Here is a 17624-nt window from a genome sequence, read left to right as displayed (position 1 = left end):
CCGGGGCCCCGGAGATCGGTATCCGGGACCGCACCCTACCCGGCGGTATGCGCGCGGGTCAGCCCTTGGCCACCGGGGATTGCGCCTTGACCTGCGCTTGAAGGAGCTTGCGGCGCCGCCGCCACAGGACCATCGGCACGGCGCCGACGAGGCCGGCCGCCGCGGGCGCCGCCGTGCCCATGGCGCTCAGACCGGGCTGGTCGAAGGTGTCGGGAACGCCGAGCCAGTCGAGGCGGTTGAGCGGCCAGGCGATGGTGAAGGCACGCCCGACGACCTCGTCGTTGGAGACCGTGCCGCCGCCCGGCAGCTCCTGGTGCCAGCGGGAGTCCAGCGAGTCCTGGCGGTGATCGCCCATGACCCAGATCCGGCCCTGGGGGACCTTGATCGGTCCGAACGGCTTGTCGTCGCAGGCGGTGTTGCCCGGGTAGATGTAGGGCTCGGTCAGCGTCTTGCCGTTGACCTTGACCGGGCCGCCCTTCTGGCACTCGACGGTGTCGCCGCCAACGGCGATGACCCGCTTGATCAGGTCCTTCTCCTCGGCGGACGGCATCAGGCCGATGAAGCTGAGGAACTTCTGCGCGGCGTTCTGGCTGGGGGTGGGCTCGCCGTCGAGCCAGCCGCCCGGGTCGTGGAAGACGACGACCTCGCCGCGCTGCGGTTCGGCGCCGAACCACGGGGTGAGCTTGTCGACGAGCACCCGGTCGCCGCGCTGGAGGGTGTCCTGCATCGAGTCCGAGGGGATCGAGAACGCCTGGACGAGGAACGTCTTGATCAGCAGGGCAAGGACCAGCGCGATGCCGATGAGGAGCGGCAGCTCCTTCCAGAAGGAACGCGGCTTCCTGGGCGCGCGGCTCTCACCGTCACCGGGCTCCGCGCCCCCTGCTCCCTCCCCTCGGCCGCCGTCCTGCGCCGGCACCAGGTGCCCGGGCGCCGAGGCGTCCGCCGGGCCGTGCTGCGCCGAGGGTCCCGGGGAGGAATCGGCGTGCTCGTTCTCCGGCCGCTCCTCCGGCTCTTCGCGTCCGGATCGTGCGCCGACCGCCAAATCCCCCACATCCACTCCTCACTCGTTGCCACCGCCTGGCCCTCAGAAGGCTCAGGCCCACCACTCCCATAACGAGCGGGAGTTCCGCAGGGGTCGGGGGCCGGGTCGTCTGGTCGGGCTCCGCCGCCGGATCCCGGGACGCCACCCTATGCGACGCGGCCGCCCCCGCAGCGTGGGGCGCGGCGGCCACCGAGGCGAACGTCGGCGGCACCGAGAGCCTGCTCCAGTGGGAGAAAGGCCAGGCCACGACCATTGCGCGGCCCACGACCCCGCTCACGGGGACGGTGCCCTGGTGTCCGTCGTCGAGGTGGTAGCGGGAGTCGGCGGAGTTGGACCGGTGGTCGCCCATGACGAAGATCCGGCCCGCTGGAACCTTTACCTCGAATTGGATGTGCGAGGGCGGATCGCTGGGGGGTGTGAAGACGTAGGGCTCATCCAGCGGCACGCCGTTGACGGTGACCCTGCCGTCGGTGCCGCAGCACTTGACGGTGTCCCCGCCGACCGCGATGACCCGCTTGATCAGGTCCTGCTCGTTGTTGGACGGCAGCAGACCGATGAACGTCAGGCCTTCTTTGACCTGCTTGACCACGACGGGATCCTCGTCGGGCGACGTCTTCTGCTCGCTCTTGAGCCAGCCGCCGGGGTCCTTGAACACCACGACGTCCCCCCGCTCCGGCTCGGAGCCGAACCAGGGGGTGAGCTTGTCGACCAGGACGCGGTCGCCGATGGTGATCGTCTGCTGCATCGAGCCGGACGGGATCACGAAGGCCTGCACGAGGAAGGTCTTCAGGACGAGGGCGATGAGCAGCGCCACGGTGATCAGCAGCGGTATTTCGCGCACCGCCGATCTGCGTCTGCGCCGTTTGACGCGGCGGGCGAGCCGGCGCCGGTCCGCGCGGCCGCTCTGGGCGCGCCGACCGCCGGCGGCCGGCGTGGTGGTGGGGCGGGTCCCGGTGGGCAGCGGCTGGTCGCGCGCCTCGGCGCGGGGCCGGCCCCGGCTACCCATGTCCGCCACCCGGATCTCGTACGGCCGCGAAGGCGTCGGAGTTTTTGACCGACGTCCACCGCGCGAACGGCCAGCCGATCACCTCGGCCCGCCCGATCACCCGGTCCACCGGCACCATGCCGCCCCCGGGGTCGCCGAGGTGGTCGCGGGAGTCGCTGGAGCGGGAGCGGTGGTCGCCGAGCATCCACAGGGTGCCCTCGGGCACGACGATGTCGAAGGGCACCTGGGAGGGACTGTCGCCGGGGTGGAGATAGGGCTCGTCGACGGCTGTGCCGTTCACCTCGATCCTCCCGTGCCGGTCGCAGCACACGACGTGGTCGCCGCCCACGCCGATCACGCGCTTGACGTAGTCGGTCTCGGCGGGCTCGCTCAGGCCGAGGGCCGCTCCCATGGAACGCACCGCACGCCCCACCGGGTTCCCCTCGGGTGCCTCCCGCACGAAGGAGCCCCGGCCGTCGAAGACGACGACGTCTCCGCGCCGGGGGCTGTCACCGAAGCGGTAGGCGAGCTTGTCCACCAGGACGCGGTCGCCGACCTGGAGGGTGGGTTCCATCGAGCCGCTGAGGATGAGGAAGGGCTGCATCACGAAGTGGCTGAGCAGCAGCAGGAAGACGACGCAGAGCGCGAAGAGGGCCCCCGCTTTGCGCCAGGGGCCGTCCAGGTGGCGCGTCAGGGTCGTGAAACGCGCGGAGCGCGACCCCCGTGCGGACCCCTGGTCGGGGTCGGCGCGAGGGTCGCGCTCCGTGTGCTGTGCTTCGGTGTCCATCGGAGCCAGAGCTTATCCGGCCGCCGTCAAACCCGTACGCGGGTGTGAGCCGGGGCTCAGCGGTCGCGCTTCTCCTTGATCTTCGCGGCCTTGCCGCGCAGCTCACGGAGGTAGTACAGCTTGGCGCGACGGACGTCACCGCGGGTCACGACCTCGATCTTCTCGAAGATCGGGGAGTTCACCGGGAAGGTGCGCTCGACGCCGACGGAGAAGGAGACCTTGCGGACCGTGAAGGTCTCGGAGACACCGGCGCCCTGGCGGCGGATGACAACGCCCTTGAACTGCTGGATACGGGAGCGGTTGCCCTCGATGACGCGGACGTGGACGTTGACGGTGTCACCCGGGCGGAAGGCCGGGACGTCGCTGCGCAGCGTGGCGGCGTTGACGGAGTCGAGCAGGCTTGCCATGAAGGACTACTTCCTCACTGATGCCACAGGTCATCAGCGGAATTGGAGATGAATGGGGTGTTGTGCGGTTCGGGCGGGCGTCGTTCCCCCTGTGGCAGGGGCGCCGGCCGGCGCACAGCAGCTGCCTATTCTTCCACGTCGGCGGGCCTGCGCCAAAATCGGCCGCCGGGCTCGGGTGCCCAGCCGAGGATGGAGAGGGTTTCGCGGTCCTTCTTGTCGAAGGCGGCGGCGTCGCACCGCTCGATCAGATCGGGCCGGTTGAGGGCGGTGCGCCGCAGCGCCTCGTCCCGTCGCCACCGGGCGATCTTGCCGTGGTGGCCGCTGAGCAGCACGTCGGGGATGGTGCGGCCGCGCCACTGCGGGGGCTTGGTGTAGACGGGGCCTTCGAGGAGGTTGGCCATGGCGCCGGGCGCGAAGGAGTCGTCGCGGTGGGACTCGGCGTTGCCGAGGACGCCGGGAAGCAGCCGGGCGACGGCCTCGGTGATCACGAGGACGGCCGCCTCGCCGCCGGCCAGGACGTAGTCGCCGATGGACACCTCGTAGACGGGCAGCCGGGTGGCGTACTCGTCCATGACGCGGCGGTCGATGCCCTCGTAGCGGGCCGGCGTGAAGATCAGCCAGGGCCGTTCGGAGAGCTCGACGGCGAGTTCCTGGGTGAAGGGCCGCCCGCTGGGGGTGGGCACGACCAGGACGGGGCCGTGCGCGCCGGACTCGTATCCGTTCGCCAGGGCCTCGTCCAGGCACTCCCCCCAGGGCCCGGTCTTCATGACCATGCCGGGGCCGCCGCCGTAGGGGGTGTCGTCGACCGTGTTGTGGCGGTCGTGGGTCCAGTCCCGCAAGTCGTGTACGTGGACGTCGAGTTGGCCGCGGGCTCGGGCCTTGCCGACCAGGGAGACGTTCAGCGGTTCGAGGTATTCGGGGAAGATCGTGACGACGTCGAGGCGCATCAGTGCCCGTCCCCGGCGTTCGCGGAACCCTCGCCGGGCTCCCCGGACGGGTCCTCGCCCGTCTCCTCGTCCCGGGCGGAGGCGATCTCGGCGCGGTCGTCGATGAGGCCGGGCGGCGGGTCGATGACCGCGCGCTGCGTCTCCAGGTCGATCTCGGTGACGATCTGCTCGACGAACGGGATCATCACCTCGGTGCCGTCGGGGCGCTCCACGATGAACAGGTCCTGCGAGGGCAGATGGGTGATCTCGGTGATGCGGCCGACCTCGGTGCCGTCGGCGAGCACCACGTCGAGGTCCATGAGCTGGTGGTCGTAGTACGCGTCGGGCTCGTCCGGAAGCTCCGATGGGTCCACGTCGGCGATCAGGAGGGTGTTGCGCAGGGCCTCGGCGGCGTTGCGGTCGCGTACGCCCTCGAAGCGCAGCAGCAGCCGGCCGCTGTGCACGCGGCCGGACTCGATGGTCAGCGGTCCCGTCGAGGCGGGGTCGGTGGTGAGGACGGCGCCGGGGCCGAGCCTCAGCTCCGGCTCGTCGGTGCGCACCTCGACGGTGACCTCGCCCTTGATGCCGTGGGCGCGGCCGATCCGCGCGACTACCAACTGCACGCTTGCTTCTCCTTCGGACAGCTTCAGACAGGTTCGGGCGTCTTCCGGCAACCGCGGCCCTGGTGCGGCCGCGGTCTTCGTTCTGGCTATAGCCACTATGGCCCGGAATACGACTACGGGCCGGGGAGGGCCGAAAGCCCTCCCCGGCCCGAGCCGGCGTATCTAGGTAAAGCGACCCAACTGGTCAGCGGACCTGGTCCACGTCGACGAGGTCGACCCGGATGCCACGTCCGCCGATTGCGCCCACGACGGTGCGCAGGGCGCGGGCGGTACGGCCGTTGCGGCCGATCACCTTGCCGAGGTCGTCGGGGTGGACCCGGACCTCCAGCACGCGCCCCCGGCGCAGGTTGCGCGAGGCGACCTGCACGTCGTCGGGGTTGTCGACGATGCCTTTCACGAGGTGCTCGAGAGCCTCCTCGAGCATGCTCAGGCCTCGGTCGACTCGGCGGCGGCCTCGGCCTCGTCCGCCTTCTTCTCGGTCTTCTTGGCCTTCTGGGTGATGGCCTCACCCTTGGCCTCGTCGGCCTCGAGGGTCTTGGCGAAGGCCTCGAAGGAAGCGCGCTTGTCGTCCTTCGTCTCCGGCTGGAGCAGCGGCGCGGGGGCCGGCAGGCCCTTGTGCTTCTGCCAGTCGCCGGTGAGCTTCAGGATGGCGAGAACGGCCTCGGTCGGCTGGGCGCCGACGGACAGCCAGTACTGCGCACGCTCGGCGTCGACCTCGATGCGCGACGGGTTGTACGTCGGGTGGTACAGACCGATTTCCTCGATCGCGCGACCGTCACGGCGAGTGCGGGCGTCGGCGACGACGATGCGGTAGTGCGGCTGGCGAATCTTGCCGAGGCGCTTGAGCTTGATCTTGACTGCCACTGGAGTGGTGTCTCCTGGTCTTGACGTGGTTGGGCACATGAGATGCCACGTGGGGTTGCGGTACTCGGGTGCCCGATGGACGCGTCAGCCGGAGGCGAGAGGGTTCCTGTGCGGCTGTCGAGTACAGCTAGCCATTGTGCCACATGCCCGCGGCGCTCACGCCGGGGGTCCGTGGGGCACCCCCGGTGGGGCCGCTCCCCCGGACCTCGCCGCCCCTGCCGGCGGCCGGGCCCGGGGTCAGCCGACCGCGGCGACCACCACCTCGGCCCCTTCCGGAATGCGGAACGGCTTGCCGCAGCCGCCGCAGACGATGGGCGCCTGGGCCAGCACGGACGGCACGACGCGGACGTTGCGCCCGCAGTCGCAGACCGCCTTGACCCGCACGCCGCCTCCGGAGGAGCCGTGCCGGGCGGCGGGGCCGCGGAAGGAGCGCTTGGTGTCGGCGGCGGTGGCCACGGTGTGCGCCTTCAGCGCGCGTTGCAGCCGTTCGATGGTGGGGCGGTAGCGGCGCCTGGCCTCGGCGTTCAGCGTGACCAGGGAGAAGCCGCTGCTGGGGTGCGGTTCCTCGGGGTGGTCGAGGCCGAGCTCCTCGGCGATCGCCAAAAACCTCCGGTTGTGGTAGCGGCCGGCTCGGGAGGTGTCGCGGACACCGCGGGCGGCGGCAATGCCGTGGACTGCCTCATGGAGCAGTCGCTCGAAGGAGAGCTCGGCGCCACAGGCGGACGACGACTCTCCGATCAGGGACTCGGGCGCGGCTAGGTCCGGCAGCTCGGGGTGGTACCGCTGAATGTCGGCCCACGCCTGTGCCAGCTCTGCGGCGAGAACAGGTGGTGTCGTGCTCACGTCGTGACAACGAGCCGCAGTGCCGCTGTGTTCCTATTCCGGGGCATCCCAAATAATTTGCTCGTACCCGTCAGTTGGCATTGATGCGTGCGGACGAGGGCGGGTGCGCTGATCTGCGGAGAAGGCTCACAGCTCACACCAAGGTATGACGTAGCGGCGTGTACGCCCCGGCGCGTAGCACAAGTCCACACGCCGGAGCGGCCCTTGCCGTCCGGTGCGCAAGAAGGGTTTCGGCCGAGTCGTGGCCGCATCCGCGCCAGTAGCGACGGACGGTGCTTTCCTCGGGTCTCCCTCAGTGGGCGCGGGGCTCCCTCAGTGGGCGCGGGCCACGATCAGTAGGCGCGGGCCACGATCGCGACCGTACCGGGTGCGTCGTCGCTCGCGGGCACCGACCCGTCCTCGGCGACCAGGCACCGCACGGACACCGCCTGTTCGGCGAGCTCGGCCTCGCCCTCGGGGCCGAGGTCGGCCCACGGGATGCGCGCCCAGCCGCCGGCGACCGCGGCCTCGACGGCCTCACCCAGGGTGGCGACGTCGCTGGTACGGGACTCCCGGCGTTCGCGGGACTGCTTCAGGAGCAGCGCCTGGTCCTCTTCGAGGACGGCGGGCAGCAGTTCGGCGAGCTTGTCGAGGGAGACGGGTTCCTTGCCGCCGGGGATGCGGCGGGCCAGCATCGCCGTGCCGGCCTCCAGGTCGCGCGGGCCGATCTCGACGCGGACCGGGACGCCCTTGAGCTCCCAGTCCACCGCGCGGCGCCCGAAGGGGGTCTCCACCCGGTCGTCGACCTGGACGCGCAGCCCTGCCGCCTTGAGGCGGTCGCCCACCTCGCGGGCCTTGGCGACGGCCTCGTCGCCCTTGATCGCCACGACCACGACCTGGACGGCGGCGAGCCGGGGCGGCACCCGCAGGCCGTTGTCGTCGCCGTGCGACATGATCAGACCGCCGACCATGCGGGTGGAGACGCCCCAGGAGGTCTGCCAGACCAGCTCCTGCTTGCCCTCCTTGGACAGGTACTGGGTCTGGAAGGCCTTGGCGAAGTTGGTGCCCAGCTCGTGGCTCGTGCCCATCTGGAGCGCCTTGCCGTCGCCCATCATCCCTTCCAGAGTGAGGGTGTTGATGGCTCCGGCGAAGCGCTCCTTGGCGGTCTTGCGGCCGAGGACCACGTCGATGCCGAGGACGTTGATCATGAAGTCGGCGTAGACGTCCCGGTGGATGCGGGCCGCGTAGTCGCGTGCGTCCTCATAGGTGGCGTGGGCGGTGTGGCCCTCCTGCCACAGGAATTCGCTCGTCCGCAGGAAGACGCGCGGACGCATCTCCCAACGGACCACGTTGGCCCACTGGTTGATGAGCAGGGGCAGGTCGCGGTAGCTCTGGACCCACTTCGAGAAGTAATCGTTGATGATCGTCTCGGAGGTGGGGCGGACCACGATGGGCTCTTCGAGCTCCTTGCCGCCACCGTGCGTGACCACCGCGAGCTCGGGCGCGAAGCCCTCGACGTGCTCAGCTTCGCGAGTCAGGTAAGACTGGGGGATGAAGAGCGGGAAGTAGGCGTTCTGGGCGCCCGCTTCCTTGATGCGTACGTCCATCTCGTGCTGCATCCGCTCCCACAGGCCGTAGCCGTACGGTCGGATCACCATGGTGCCGCGCACGGGACCGTTGTCCGCGAGTTCGGCCTTGTTGATCAGATCCTGGTACCAGCGCGGGAAGTCTTCCGCCTGGGGCGTGAGAACGGGTGCCTTTGCCATGGCGCGAATGGTACGGCGCGTGGGTGGCGGAGCGTGAATCGTCTTCCGGCCCCCCGGCCGTGCCGTGCGCGGTGCGCGCCGGGCGCCTTCGCCCTCTGGACGCGGGGCGGGATGCGGAGTTCCCTGGCATACGGGGGGAATGGCGCGGAGACTTTCACGGAGACTTTCACGGGGGGCTCATCCAGACACAGCTGACATCTCGGCGGATTGGGGCGCTTTCCATGACACCAACGCTCGTCCGGCATCAGACCCGCACGGCCTTCGCCCCCGCGGCGGGCTCGTCCGAGCGCGCGCGGGACTGGGCGGAGATCCAGGAACGCATGCTGGTCCCCCTCATCGAGGCGGCGTACGAACGCCTCGACGTCGGCCCGGCCACCCGGCTCCTCGAACTCGGCTGCGGCTCGGGCCTCGCGCTGCTGATGGCCGCGTCCAGGGGCGCGGCGGTGACCGGCGTGGACCGTCCCGAGCGCGCGGCCCGGCTCGCGCTCGCGCGCAGGCGCCTGCTGCCGGAGGCGGGCTGGGACGGCGCGCCGGGGATGGGCGCGAGCCGGGTGGTGTCGGGCGGCGTCGCGGACGCGACCGGGCCGGGCGGCAGGCCGTACACCTTGATCACCGCGTTCGAGCCGGTCGGCTGTGTGTCCGGCGACACCGAGAGCCTGGTGCCGGCGCTCGCGTCGGCCGTGAAGCTCGCCGAGCGCGGCAGCGCGGTGGTGCTGGCCGGCTGGGGGCCGCCCGAGCGGTGTGCCACCTCGGCGGTGCTGCGCGTCGCGACCCGCCTCACCGGCCGTTCGGGTGACGCGCCGCGCTGGCGGCCGAGCCTGCGGGACGATCTGGAGGACGTGGCGGCGCGCGCGGGCCTCAAGCCGGACGGTTCGGGCCGGGTGGCGTGCCCCTTCGGGTACGCGGACCTGGACAGCGCGATACGGGGCCTGCTGTCGACGGGCGCGTTCGACGCGGCGGCCCGCGCCACGGACCAGGCCCAGGTGGAGAAGGAGCTCGTGGAGGCGCTGCACGGGCACGTCCGGCGGGACGGCACGGTGTGGATGCCCAATGTCTTCCGGTACCTGATCGCCCGCACCCCCTGACGGGCCCATGCGGCACGCGCACAGGCCGCCCCAACCGCCCTGCGTGGCACGGTGGTTGGGGCGCGCCCTGTGGACCTGTGGCGCCGGTCCCGGCAGCGTCACCACGTACGCGCCGGGCCAGGGGTGGCTACGCCCGCGTCCTCACCGGGCGGGGGATGCCGGCCGCGCGGTAGGCGGCCTCCTCCTCCAGGGTCTCGGCCGTGAGCAGCGCCTGGGCCAGCGCGTCCAGCCTGTCGCGGTTGTCGCGCAGGAGGCGGCACGCCCGCTCGTAGCACTCGTCGACGACGCGGCGCATCTCGGCGGCGATGGCGTCCAGGGTGGCGGGCGCGGCGGACAGGCCGTAAGCCTGCTGGGCGTCGCTCGGCAGCGCGGCGAGCGGCCCGATGCGCTCGCTCATGCCCCAGCGCGCGACCATGCCGCGGACGAGGTTGGTGACCTGTTCGAGGTCGTTCTCGGCGCCGGTGGTGACGGTGTCGAAGACGATCCGCTCGGCGGCCATGCCGCCGAGCGCCCCGATGATCCGGCCGCGCAGGTACTCCTCGGTGTACGCGTACCGGTCGGCGTCCGGGGTGGACAGGGTGACTCCGAGCGCCCGGCCGCGCGGCACGATGGTGACCTTGCGGACCGGGTCCGCCCCGGGCTGGAGCATGCCGAGCAGCGCGTGCCCGCTCTCGTGGTAGGCGGTGCGCCGTCGCTCCTCGTACGGCATCACCAGGGGCCGCTCCGCGCCGAGTTGGACCTTTTCCAGGGCGTCGGAGAGGTCGGACTGGCCGACTTCGCGCCGCTGTCGTTTGACGGCGAGCAGGGCCGCCTCGTTGGCGAGGTTGGCGAGGTCGGCGCCGGTCATGCCGGGGGTGGTGCGGGCGACCTGTTCCAGGTCCACGTCCTTGGCCAGCGGGATCTCCCGGGTGTGGATCTTCAAGATGGCGGCGCGGCCGTCGCGGTCGGGCGGGCTGACGTGGACGACGCGGTCGAAGCGGCCGGGGCGGGTGAGCGCCGGGTCCAGGACGTCGGAGCGGTTGGTGGCGGCGAGCACGATGACGCCCTCGGAGCCGGAGAAGCCGTCCATCTCGGTGAGGATCTGGTTGAGGGTCTGTTCGCGTTCGTCGTGGCCGCCCATGCCGGAACCGCCGCCCCTGGCCCGGCCGATGGTGTCGATCTCGTCGATGAAGACGATCGCGGGGGCGACCTTGCGGGCCTCGGCGAAGAGTTCCCGTACGCGCGAGGCGCCCACGCCCACGATCATCTCGATGAACTCGGAGGCCGACGCGGAGAAGAACGGCACCCCCGCCTCCCCCGCGACGGCCCGCGCAAGGAGTGTCTTGCCGGTGCCGGGAGGTCCCGCGAGCAGCACCCCGCGGGGCATCCTCGCGCCCATCTCCCGGTAGGCGGCGGGGTTCTTGAGGAAGTCGACGACGTCGTTGAGTTCGCCCTCGACCTCGTCGATGCCGGCCACGTCCTCGAACGTGGTGCGCTTGCCGTCGGAGCCCGTCTCGACGGGTTTGGGTGGGGCCTTGCGGCCGAGCATCCCGCCGGCCCCACCGCCGAGGCCCGCGCTCACGCGCCGGGCGATGAAGAGCCACAGGACGACCAGGAGCAGCATCGGGGCGAGCGAGATGAGCAGGTTGGCGAGGAAGCTGCGGTGTTCGACGACGGGTTCGGCGGTGACGGTGACGTGCTGCTTGGTGAGCTGGGTCCACAGGTCGTCGTCCGCGAACGTGGGGCGCTGGGTGGTGAATTCCGTGTAGTCGCCGCTGCCCTCGCCGGAGGGGACGGGGGCCTTGTTCTTGAGCTTGCCCTGGATGGCGTCGCCCTTGGCGTAGATCTTGGAGACGTTGCCGGCCGTGACCTGCTTGCTGAATTCGGTGTACGAGACGGTCGTCTCGTCGCCGTCGTTGAAGAGCGAGAGGATCAGGTTGGTGACGAGGTAGACGATCAGCGCGGTGAGGATCAGCCGGCCCCAGCCGCCGGGCATCTTCTTCCTCGGCGCGGGCGGCGGTGGCGCCCCTTCGGAGCGCCACGGTTGGTCGGGGCGTTCGCGCGGGGGTACGGAAGTGGGCACGTGGCTCTCCTCATGGCCGGTACGCGCCATTATTGGAGAGCGGGACGAAGGGGGCATTCCGGGCGGTCCTGACGGGTCGGCCGGTCCTGCCGCCAGGGGCGCCGAGCGGCGCCGGGGACGGGTGTCCGTGCGGGACGCGCACAGGGCCGGGTACGCGCCCGGGGCCGGGTACGCGTGCGGGACGCGCCCGGACCTGCCGGGGGCGCCCCGCACACGTACGGCCGTCGGTCCTCAGCCCATGAACTTCTTGAACTCGTCGGGCAGCTCGAAGTTCTTCTGCTCCTCCGCGGAGGGCAGACCGAGCGCGCCGCCCTGCGCCTTGCGCTCGGCGGCGGCGGCCTCCTCGGCCTTGCGCTTCATCGGGTTGCCGCTCTTGCGCTTGCCCTTGCCCTGCTTGATCTGCTTCTTCTGCCGGCCGGGACCGCCGCCCATGCCCGGGATGCCCGGCATGCCGGGCATCCCGCCGCCCTGGGCCATCCGGGACATCATCTTGCGGGCGTCGAAGAACCGCTCGACCAGGTTCTTCACCGCGCTGACCTCGACGCCGGAACCCTTGGCGATACGGGCGCGGCGCGAGCCGTTGATGATCGTGGGGTCCTGGCGCTCGCCCGGGGTCATCGACTTGATGATGGCCGCGGTGCGGTCCACGTCCCGCTCGTCGATGTTGTTGATCTGGTCCTTGATCTGCCCCATGCCGGGCAGCATGCCGAGCAGCTTGGAGATGGAGCCCATCTTGCGGACCTGCTCCATCTGGGCCAGGAAGTCGTCGAGCGTGAAGTCCTTGCCCTTGCTCGACGCGAGCTTGGAGGCCATCTTCTCGGCCTCGGCCTGGCTGAACGTCTTCTCCGCCTGCTCGATCAGGGTGAGCAGGTCACCCATGTCGAGGATGCGGGAGGCCATGCGGTCGGGGTGGAAGGCGTCGAAGTCTTCCAGCTTCTCGCCGTTGGAGGCGAACATGATCTGCTTGCCGGTGACGTGGGCGATCGAGAGCGCCGCGCCGCCGCGCGCGTCGCCGTCGAGCTTGGAGAGCACCACGCCGTCGAAGCCGACACCGTCGCGGAAGGCCTCCGCCGTGTTGACCGCGTCCTGGCCGATCATCGCGTCGACGACGAAAAGGACCTCGTCGGGGCTGACGGCGTCGCGGATGTCCGCGGCCTGCCGCATCAGTTCCTGGTCGATGCCGAGGCGTCCGGCGGTGTCGACCACGACCACGTCGTACTGCTTGGAGCGGGCGAACTCGATGGAGTCCTGCGCGACCTTGACCGGGTCGCCGACGCCGTTGCCCGGCTCGGGCGCGTAGACGGCGACGCCCGCGCGTTCGGCGACGACGCTCAGCTGGTTGACGGCGTTGGGACGCTGGAGGTCGCACGCCACCAGGAGCGGGGAGTGGCCCTGCCCCTTGAGCCACTTGCCGAGCTTTCCGGCGAGGGTGGTCTTACCGGCACCCTGGAGGCCCGCGAGCATGATCACGGTGGGCGCGGTCTTGGCGAACCTGAGGCGCCGGGTCTCGCCGCCGAGGATGCCGACAAGCTCCTCGTTGACGATCTTGATGACCTGCTGCGCGGGGTTGAGGGCCTGGGAGACCTCGATGCCGGACGCGCGCTCCTTGACCTGCTTGATGAAGGCGCGCACGACGGGGAGCGCGACATCGGCCTCCAGGAGCGCGATGCGGATCTCGCGCGCCGTGGCGTCGATGTCCGCCTCGCTCAAGCGTCCTTTGCCCCGGAGGTTCTTGAACGTCGCACTCAGGCGGTCGGAAAGGGTATCGAACACGGTGGTCGCGGGTCCTCGGCTCGTGGGGCGGTCGGGTGAACGACCCCAGGGTATCCCGGCGGATGGTGGTGCGCGGGGGTGCCTGCGGCGCGCATCCCCTCGCACCGCCCCGACGCCGTACCTCGACGCCGTACCTCTACACCGGCCCGCACGCGTCGGACAGGGCCGACTCCAGCTCGCGCGCGACCTCCACCGCCTCGCCCGGTGCGAGCGGCGCTCCTTCGCCGTCCGTCACATAGAAGGCGTCCACGGCGTTGGAGCCCAGCGTCGAGACGTGCGCGGAGCGCACCCGCACTCCGGCCCCTTCCAGGGCGTGGCCGATGCGGTGCAGCAGGCCGGGCACGTCCTGGGCGCGCACCTCGATGACGGTGGCGTGCCGGGAGGCGGAGGGCGCCACCGTCACGCGGGGCGGCGGCGCCTCGCCGCGACGGCGGGGCTGGGCCGCGGCGCGTTCGGCGAGCCGGGCCCCGATGTCGAGGGACCCCTCCAGCGCCCGCACCAGGTCCGCGCGCAGCCGCGCCGCCTGCGGCAGCGAGCCGTACTCCGCGGCCACCCGCCACTGAAGGAGCAGCACCGGACCGCCCACCGGGTCGGGCAGGTCCAGGACGCGCAGTTCCGCGGTGCGCACGGCCAGGCGGTGCAGGGCGAGGACGCCGGCCGTCGTGGGCAGCACGTTCGGCTGGTCGGGGACGGCGATCAGGAGTTCCACGCCGAGCGGTTCCGCTTCCTCCTCCTGCCCCGGCGGCGCGTCGGCGTGGGCGCGCAGGGCGAGGGCCGGGCCGCCGGTGCGGTGCGCCTCCACGGCGAGGCGTTCTTGTGGTGCGGTGAGCTCGGCGGGCTCGGGGTCGGCGGGCTCGCCCGCGAGGACGGCGGCGACCCTCTTGACCAGGTCGCCGACGAGCGCGCCGCGCCAGGACGACCACGCGGCGGGCCCGGTCGCCAGCGCGTCCGCCTCGGTCAGGGCGTGCAGCAGTTCGAGGGTGCCTGCCGAGCCGACCGCGTCGGCCACCGCCCGCACGGTCGCCGGGTCGTCGAGGTCGCGCCGGGTCGCGGTCTCGATGAGCAGCAGATGATGGCGTACGAGTGCGGCGACGACGGCCGTGTCGGCGGCGCCGAAGCCGATGCGGGCGGCGATGTCGCGGGCCACGGCCTCGCCGGCCACCGAGTGGTCGCCGGGACGGCCCTTGCCGATGTCGTGCAGCAGGGCCGCGATCAACAGCAGATCGGGGCGGTGCACCCGGCGGGTGAAGTGGGAGGCGCGCACGGCGGTCTCCACCAGGTGGCGATCGACGGTCCAGGTGTGCACGGCGTTGCGCTGGGGCCGGCAGCGCACCCGTTCCCAGTCGGGCAGCAGGCCTGTGATCAGGCCTTCGGCCTCCAGCGCCTCCCAGACCTGGACGGTGGCGGCGCCCGCGCCGAGCAGCGCCACGAACCGGTCGCGGGCCTCGGCGGGCCAGGGCACCGGCAGCGGCCTGACCGTGGCGGCGAGGCGGCGTACGGCGTGCGGGGAGATGGGCAGGCCGCTCTGGGCCGCCGCGGCGGCCGCGCGCAGCACCAGCACGGGGTCCTTCTCGGGGCGCGCGGTCAGCGCGAGCACCACCTCGCCGTCCTGCTCGACGACGCCTTCGGCGAGCGGGGTGCGGGCGGGGGCGCCGGTGTGGCCGCCGCCGAAGAGCCGGCGCAGGCGCGGCCGGGCGGAGCGGGCGCGCAGCACCCGGGAGACCTCGCGCCAGGTGACGTCGCCGGCGTAGGAGATGACGCGGGCCGACTCCGAGACCTGACGAAGCATCACATCGGCGTCGGGCAGCCCCAGTTCGGCCGCGACGGCGCCCTGTTCCTGGAGCGCCAGCCGGTCCGTCGAGCGGCCGGTGCACTGGTGCAGCGCGTCACGCACATCCAAGAGGCGGCGCCTGGCTTCGACAAGGCCCTGCCTCGGCGCGTCCGCGAGCCAGGAGGCGGCGACCGCGCGCAGGGCGGTCGCGTCCCGCAGTCCGCCCCTGGCCTCCTTGAGGTCGCCCTCCAGGAGGTACTGCAACTCGCCCTGGCGCCGGGCCCGTTCACGGCACAGCTCGTCCAGCTCGGGCAGGCGCCTGGCGGCGGTGTCGCGCCAGTCCGCCAGGACGGTGGTGCGCAGCGCGGACGTCAGGGCGAGGTCGCCCGCGACATGGCGGGCGTCCAGGAGGCCCAGCTGCACCTTGAGGTCTTCGCCCGCCGTCGCACGGGCCTGGGCGGGGGTGCGCACGGAGTGGTCGAGGGCGAGGCCGAGGTCCCACACCGGGTACCAGAGGCGGTCGGCGAGCAGGGCGACGGCGCTGTCCTCGCCGCGCCCGTCGTGCAGGAGCAGCAGGTCGAGGTCGCTGCGCGGGGAGAGCTCGCCGCGTCCGTAGCCGCCGACGGCGACCAGGGACGCGCCGCTCACGCCTGCCTCGGTGGCCGCGTCGGCGAACAGCGCGGCCAGCCACCGGTCGGTCAGCTCGGCGAGCGCGGCCCGGCGCGGCGGCCCGGACATCTCCCCGTCGGCGAGAAGGCGCTGCCGGGCCGCCGCGTAGCCGGCCGGCGCACCGTCGCCGCCGTGGGACTCGGCACTCGATTCCACGCTCGTCACCCCGCAGCTCCTCGCCGTCGCTACAGCGCGTCGGGGCCGCGCTCACCCGTGCGCACCCGGACCGCCGTCTCGACGGGCATGCTCCACACCTTGCCGTCACCGATTTTTCCGGTGCGGGCGGCCTTGACCACGACCTCGATGAGTTCTTCGGCGTCCCCGTCCTCCACCAGGACCTCGACGCGGATCTTGGGTACGAGGTCGACGGTGTACTCGGCGCCCCGGTAGACCTCGGTGTGGCCGCGCTGGCGTCCGTAGCCGCTGGCCTCGGTCACGGTCAGGCCCTGGACGCCGAACGCCTGGAGGGCCTGCTTGATCTCGTCGAGCCGGTGCGGCTTGACGACCGCGGTGATGAGCTTCATGCGTCCACCTTCTTGTTCGCTGCCAGGTCGCCCGGGACGGCCACGGTCCTGCGGGGCGCGGTGCCACCGCCCGCGCCGCTGAAGTCGTAGGCGGTCTCGGCGTGTTCGACCTGGTCGATGCCGGAGATCTCGTCGTCCTCGGGGACCCGCATCCCGATCGTCTTGTCGAGGGCGAGGGCGAGGACCGCGGAGACCACGAGGGAGTAGCCAAGGACGGCGCCCACGCCGATGGCCTGCTTGCCGAGCTGGTCGAGGCCGCCTCCGTAGAAGAGGCCCTTGGCGGTGGACTGTACGCCGCCGGTCGCGAAGAGGCCGACGAGCAGCGAGCCGGTGATGCCGCCGACCATGTGGACGCCGACGACGTCGAGCGAGTCGTCGAATCCGAAGCGGTACTTGAGGTTGATCGCCATGGCGCACAGGACACCCGCGATGACGCCGATGGCGATCGCGCCGAGCGGGCTGACGCAGCCGCCGGAGGGCGTGATGGCGACCAGGCCCGCGACCGCGCCGGACGCGGCGCCGAGCGTGGTGAACGAGCCGTGCCGGAGCTTTTCGTACAGCAGCCAGGCCAGCATGGCGGCGGCGGTGGCGACCTGGGTGTTGACGAACATCACGGCGCCCACGCCGTCGTCGTTGCCGAGCCAGGATCCCGCGTTGAAGCCGAACCAGCCGAACCAGAGCAGTCCCGCGCCGAGCATGACCAGCGGCAGGCTGTGCGGCCGCATCGGGTCCTTCTTGAAGCCGACGCGCTTGCCGATCACCAGGATCACGCCGAGTGCGGCCGCTCCCGCGTTGATGTGCACGGCGGTGCCGCCGGCGAAGTCGATGACGCCCTTCTTGAACAGCCAGCCGTCCGATGCCCACACCCAGTGCGCGACGGGGAAGTAGACGATCGTGACCCACAGCGCGGTGAACAGGGCCCAGGCGCTGAACTTGACCCGGTCGGCGAGCGCCCCGCTGATCAGCGCGGGCGTGATGACCGCGAACATGAGCTGGAAGACGGCGAAGACGTAGACGGGGATGCTGTATCCGGGCCACAGCTGCACCAGGCCGATGCCGCTGAGCCCGAAGTAGTCCTTGGACCAGCCGATGAAGCCGTTGCTCTCGCCGAACGCCAGGCTGAAGCCGTAGAGCACCCACAGGATCGTGACGATGCCGAGGCTGATGAAGCTCATCATCAGCATGTTCAGGGTGCTCTTGACGCGGACCATGCCTCCGTAGAAGAAGGCGAGCCCCGGAGTCATGATCATCACCAGTGCCGAGCAGATCAGCATGAATCCGGTGTTGGCGCTGGACAGCTGCGGGGCGGCGGCTGCGAGCGTGATGCTTGGGGGCATCGGCGTCTCCTCGTCGTCAAAGGCGCCGGTGCGGGGGCGCTGCTCGGCGGGAACTGGCGGGTGGCCGGTTGCCCCGAGGTTGTCCCGGCGCGGTTTCCGTCGATGCCGTTCGGTGTTTCACCGGGGTGACGAAGGAGGCGGGCGTGTTACGCGCCCGTGAACTGACCGGTGGCCCGGCCCG

At 71.6% G+C, this 17624-nt stretch carries 15 protein-coding genes and 1 pseudogene; 1 reads left to right on the top strand and 15 read right to left on the bottom strand.

The window, feature by feature from the left end:
* Window positions 1–58: 58 nt before the first annotated feature.
* The 10 genes and pseudogenes from lepB (ACFYM2_RS30995) to proS form a co-directional block, all read right to left on the bottom strand.
* Window positions 59–1042 (bottom strand): signal peptidase I, encoded by a 984-nt coding sequence (gene lepB / locus ACFYM2_RS30995; protein ID WP_388459488.1) that lies wholly within the window; start codon window positions 1040–1042, stop codon window positions 59–61.
* Window positions 942–2048 (bottom strand): annotated as a pseudogene (lepB, locus tag ACFYM2_RS30990) (signal peptidase I); the annotation flags it as partial. The pseudogene lepB (ACFYM2_RS30990) and the gene lepB (ACFYM2_RS30995), both read right to left, overlap by 101 nt.
* Window positions 2041–2814 carry a signal peptidase I gene (gene lepB, locus ACFYM2_RS30985; RefSeq protein WP_388840814.1) on the bottom strand — a complete coding sequence of 258 codons (774 nt, stop codon included), beginning with the start codon at window positions 2812–2814 and terminating at the stop codon, window positions 2041–2043. The gene lepB (ACFYM2_RS30985) and the pseudogene lepB (ACFYM2_RS30990), both read right to left, overlap by 8 nt.
* A 56-nt stretch (window positions 2815–2870) precedes the next feature.
* Entirely contained in the window at window positions 2871–3221 is a 351-nt protein-coding gene (gene rplS, locus ACFYM2_RS30980; protein ID WP_350232925.1) for a 50S ribosomal protein L19, read from the bottom strand.
* A 125-nt stretch (window positions 3222–3346) separates the two neighbouring features.
* Window positions 3347–4168, bottom strand: coding sequence for a tRNA (guanosine(37)-N1)-methyltransferase TrmD (trmD, locus tag ACFYM2_RS30975; protein ID WP_388840811.1), 822 nt, complete (start codon window positions 4166–4168; stop codon window positions 3347–3349).
* Window positions 4168–4770, bottom strand: a complete 603-nt coding sequence (rimM, locus tag ACFYM2_RS30970; RefSeq protein ID WP_359008375.1) for a ribosome maturation factor RimM — start codon at window positions 4768–4770, stop codon at window positions 4168–4170. The genes trmD and rimM overlap by 1 nt, the downstream gene beginning before the upstream one ends.
* 184 nt (window positions 4771–4954) lie before the next feature.
* Window positions 4955–5194 (bottom strand): RNA-binding protein, encoded by a 240-nt coding sequence (locus tag ACFYM2_RS30965; RefSeq protein WP_005311361.1) that lies wholly within the window; start codon window positions 5192–5194, stop codon window positions 4955–4957.
* Window positions 5195–5196: 2 nt separating this feature from the next.
* Entirely contained in the window at window positions 5197–5634 is a 438-nt protein-coding gene (gene rpsP / locus ACFYM2_RS30960; protein WP_350232922.1) for a 30S ribosomal protein S16, read from the bottom strand.
* Window positions 5635–5871: 237 nt separating this feature from the next.
* Window positions 5872–6477 carry a hypothetical protein gene (locus tag ACFYM2_RS30955; protein WP_350232921.1) on the bottom strand — a complete coding sequence of 202 codons (606 nt, stop codon included), beginning with the start codon at window positions 6475–6477 and terminating at the stop codon, window positions 5872–5874.
* 332 nt (window positions 6478–6809) lie between these two features.
* Window positions 6810–8222, bottom strand: a complete 1413-nt coding sequence (gene proS / locus ACFYM2_RS30950; protein WP_388840809.1) for a proline--tRNA ligase — start codon at window positions 8220–8222, stop codon at window positions 6810–6812.
* Between the two features lie 221 nt (window positions 8223–8443).
* On the opposite strand from proS, the gene ACFYM2_RS30945 reads away from it, so the two are divergent.
* Complete coding sequence (locus tag ACFYM2_RS30945; RefSeq protein ID WP_388459444.1) at window positions 8444–9307, top strand: class I SAM-dependent methyltransferase; 864 nt, start codon at window positions 8444–8446, stop codon at window positions 9305–9307.
* A 127-nt stretch (window positions 9308–9434) separates the two neighbouring features.
* Here the strand turns inward: ACFYM2_RS30945 and ftsH are convergent, their stop codons facing one another.
* The 5 genes from ftsH to ACFYM2_RS30920 all read right to left on the bottom strand — a co-directional run bounded on the left by ftsH (window position 9435) and on the right by ACFYM2_RS30920 (window position 17443).
* Entirely contained in the window at window positions 9435–11369 is a 1935-nt protein-coding gene (gene ftsH / locus ACFYM2_RS30940; RefSeq protein WP_388840806.1) for an ATP-dependent zinc metalloprotease FtsH, read from the bottom strand.
* Between the two features lie 231 nt (window positions 11370–11600).
* Window positions 11601–13142, bottom strand: coding sequence for a signal recognition particle protein (gene ffh / locus ACFYM2_RS30935; protein ID WP_359008366.1), 1542 nt, complete (start codon window positions 13140–13142; stop codon window positions 11601–11603).
* 136 nt (window positions 13143–13278) lie between these two features.
* A complete protein-coding gene (locus tag ACFYM2_RS30930) occupies window positions 13279–15738 on the bottom strand; it encodes a [protein-PII] uridylyltransferase (RefSeq protein ID WP_359008393.1) in 2460 nt (819 codons plus the stop codon).
* Between the two features lie 29 nt (window positions 15739–15767).
* On the bottom strand, window positions 15768–16106 hold the full coding sequence (locus ACFYM2_RS30925) for a P-II family nitrogen regulator (protein ID WP_350232916.1): 339 nt from the start codon (window positions 16104–16106) through the stop codon (window positions 15768–15770).
* Window positions 16103–17443: an ammonium transporter gene (locus ACFYM2_RS30920; protein ID WP_388840803.1), complete on the bottom strand. Its 1341-nt coding sequence runs from the start codon at window positions 17441–17443 to the stop codon at window positions 16103–16105. Before ACFYM2_RS30920 ends, ACFYM2_RS30925 begins: the two co-directional genes overlap by 4 nt.
* Window positions 17444–17624: the final 181 nt, after the last annotated feature.

Source organism: Streptomyces sp. NPDC006711 (assembly GCF_042869775.1).
In the GTDB taxonomy this organism is placed as follows: domain Bacteria; phylum Actinomycetota; class Actinomycetes; order Streptomycetales; family Streptomycetaceae; genus Streptomyces.
The sequence above is the reverse complement of the archived record's forward strand: the minus strand, read 5'-3'. Positions and strand labels throughout refer to the sequence as shown.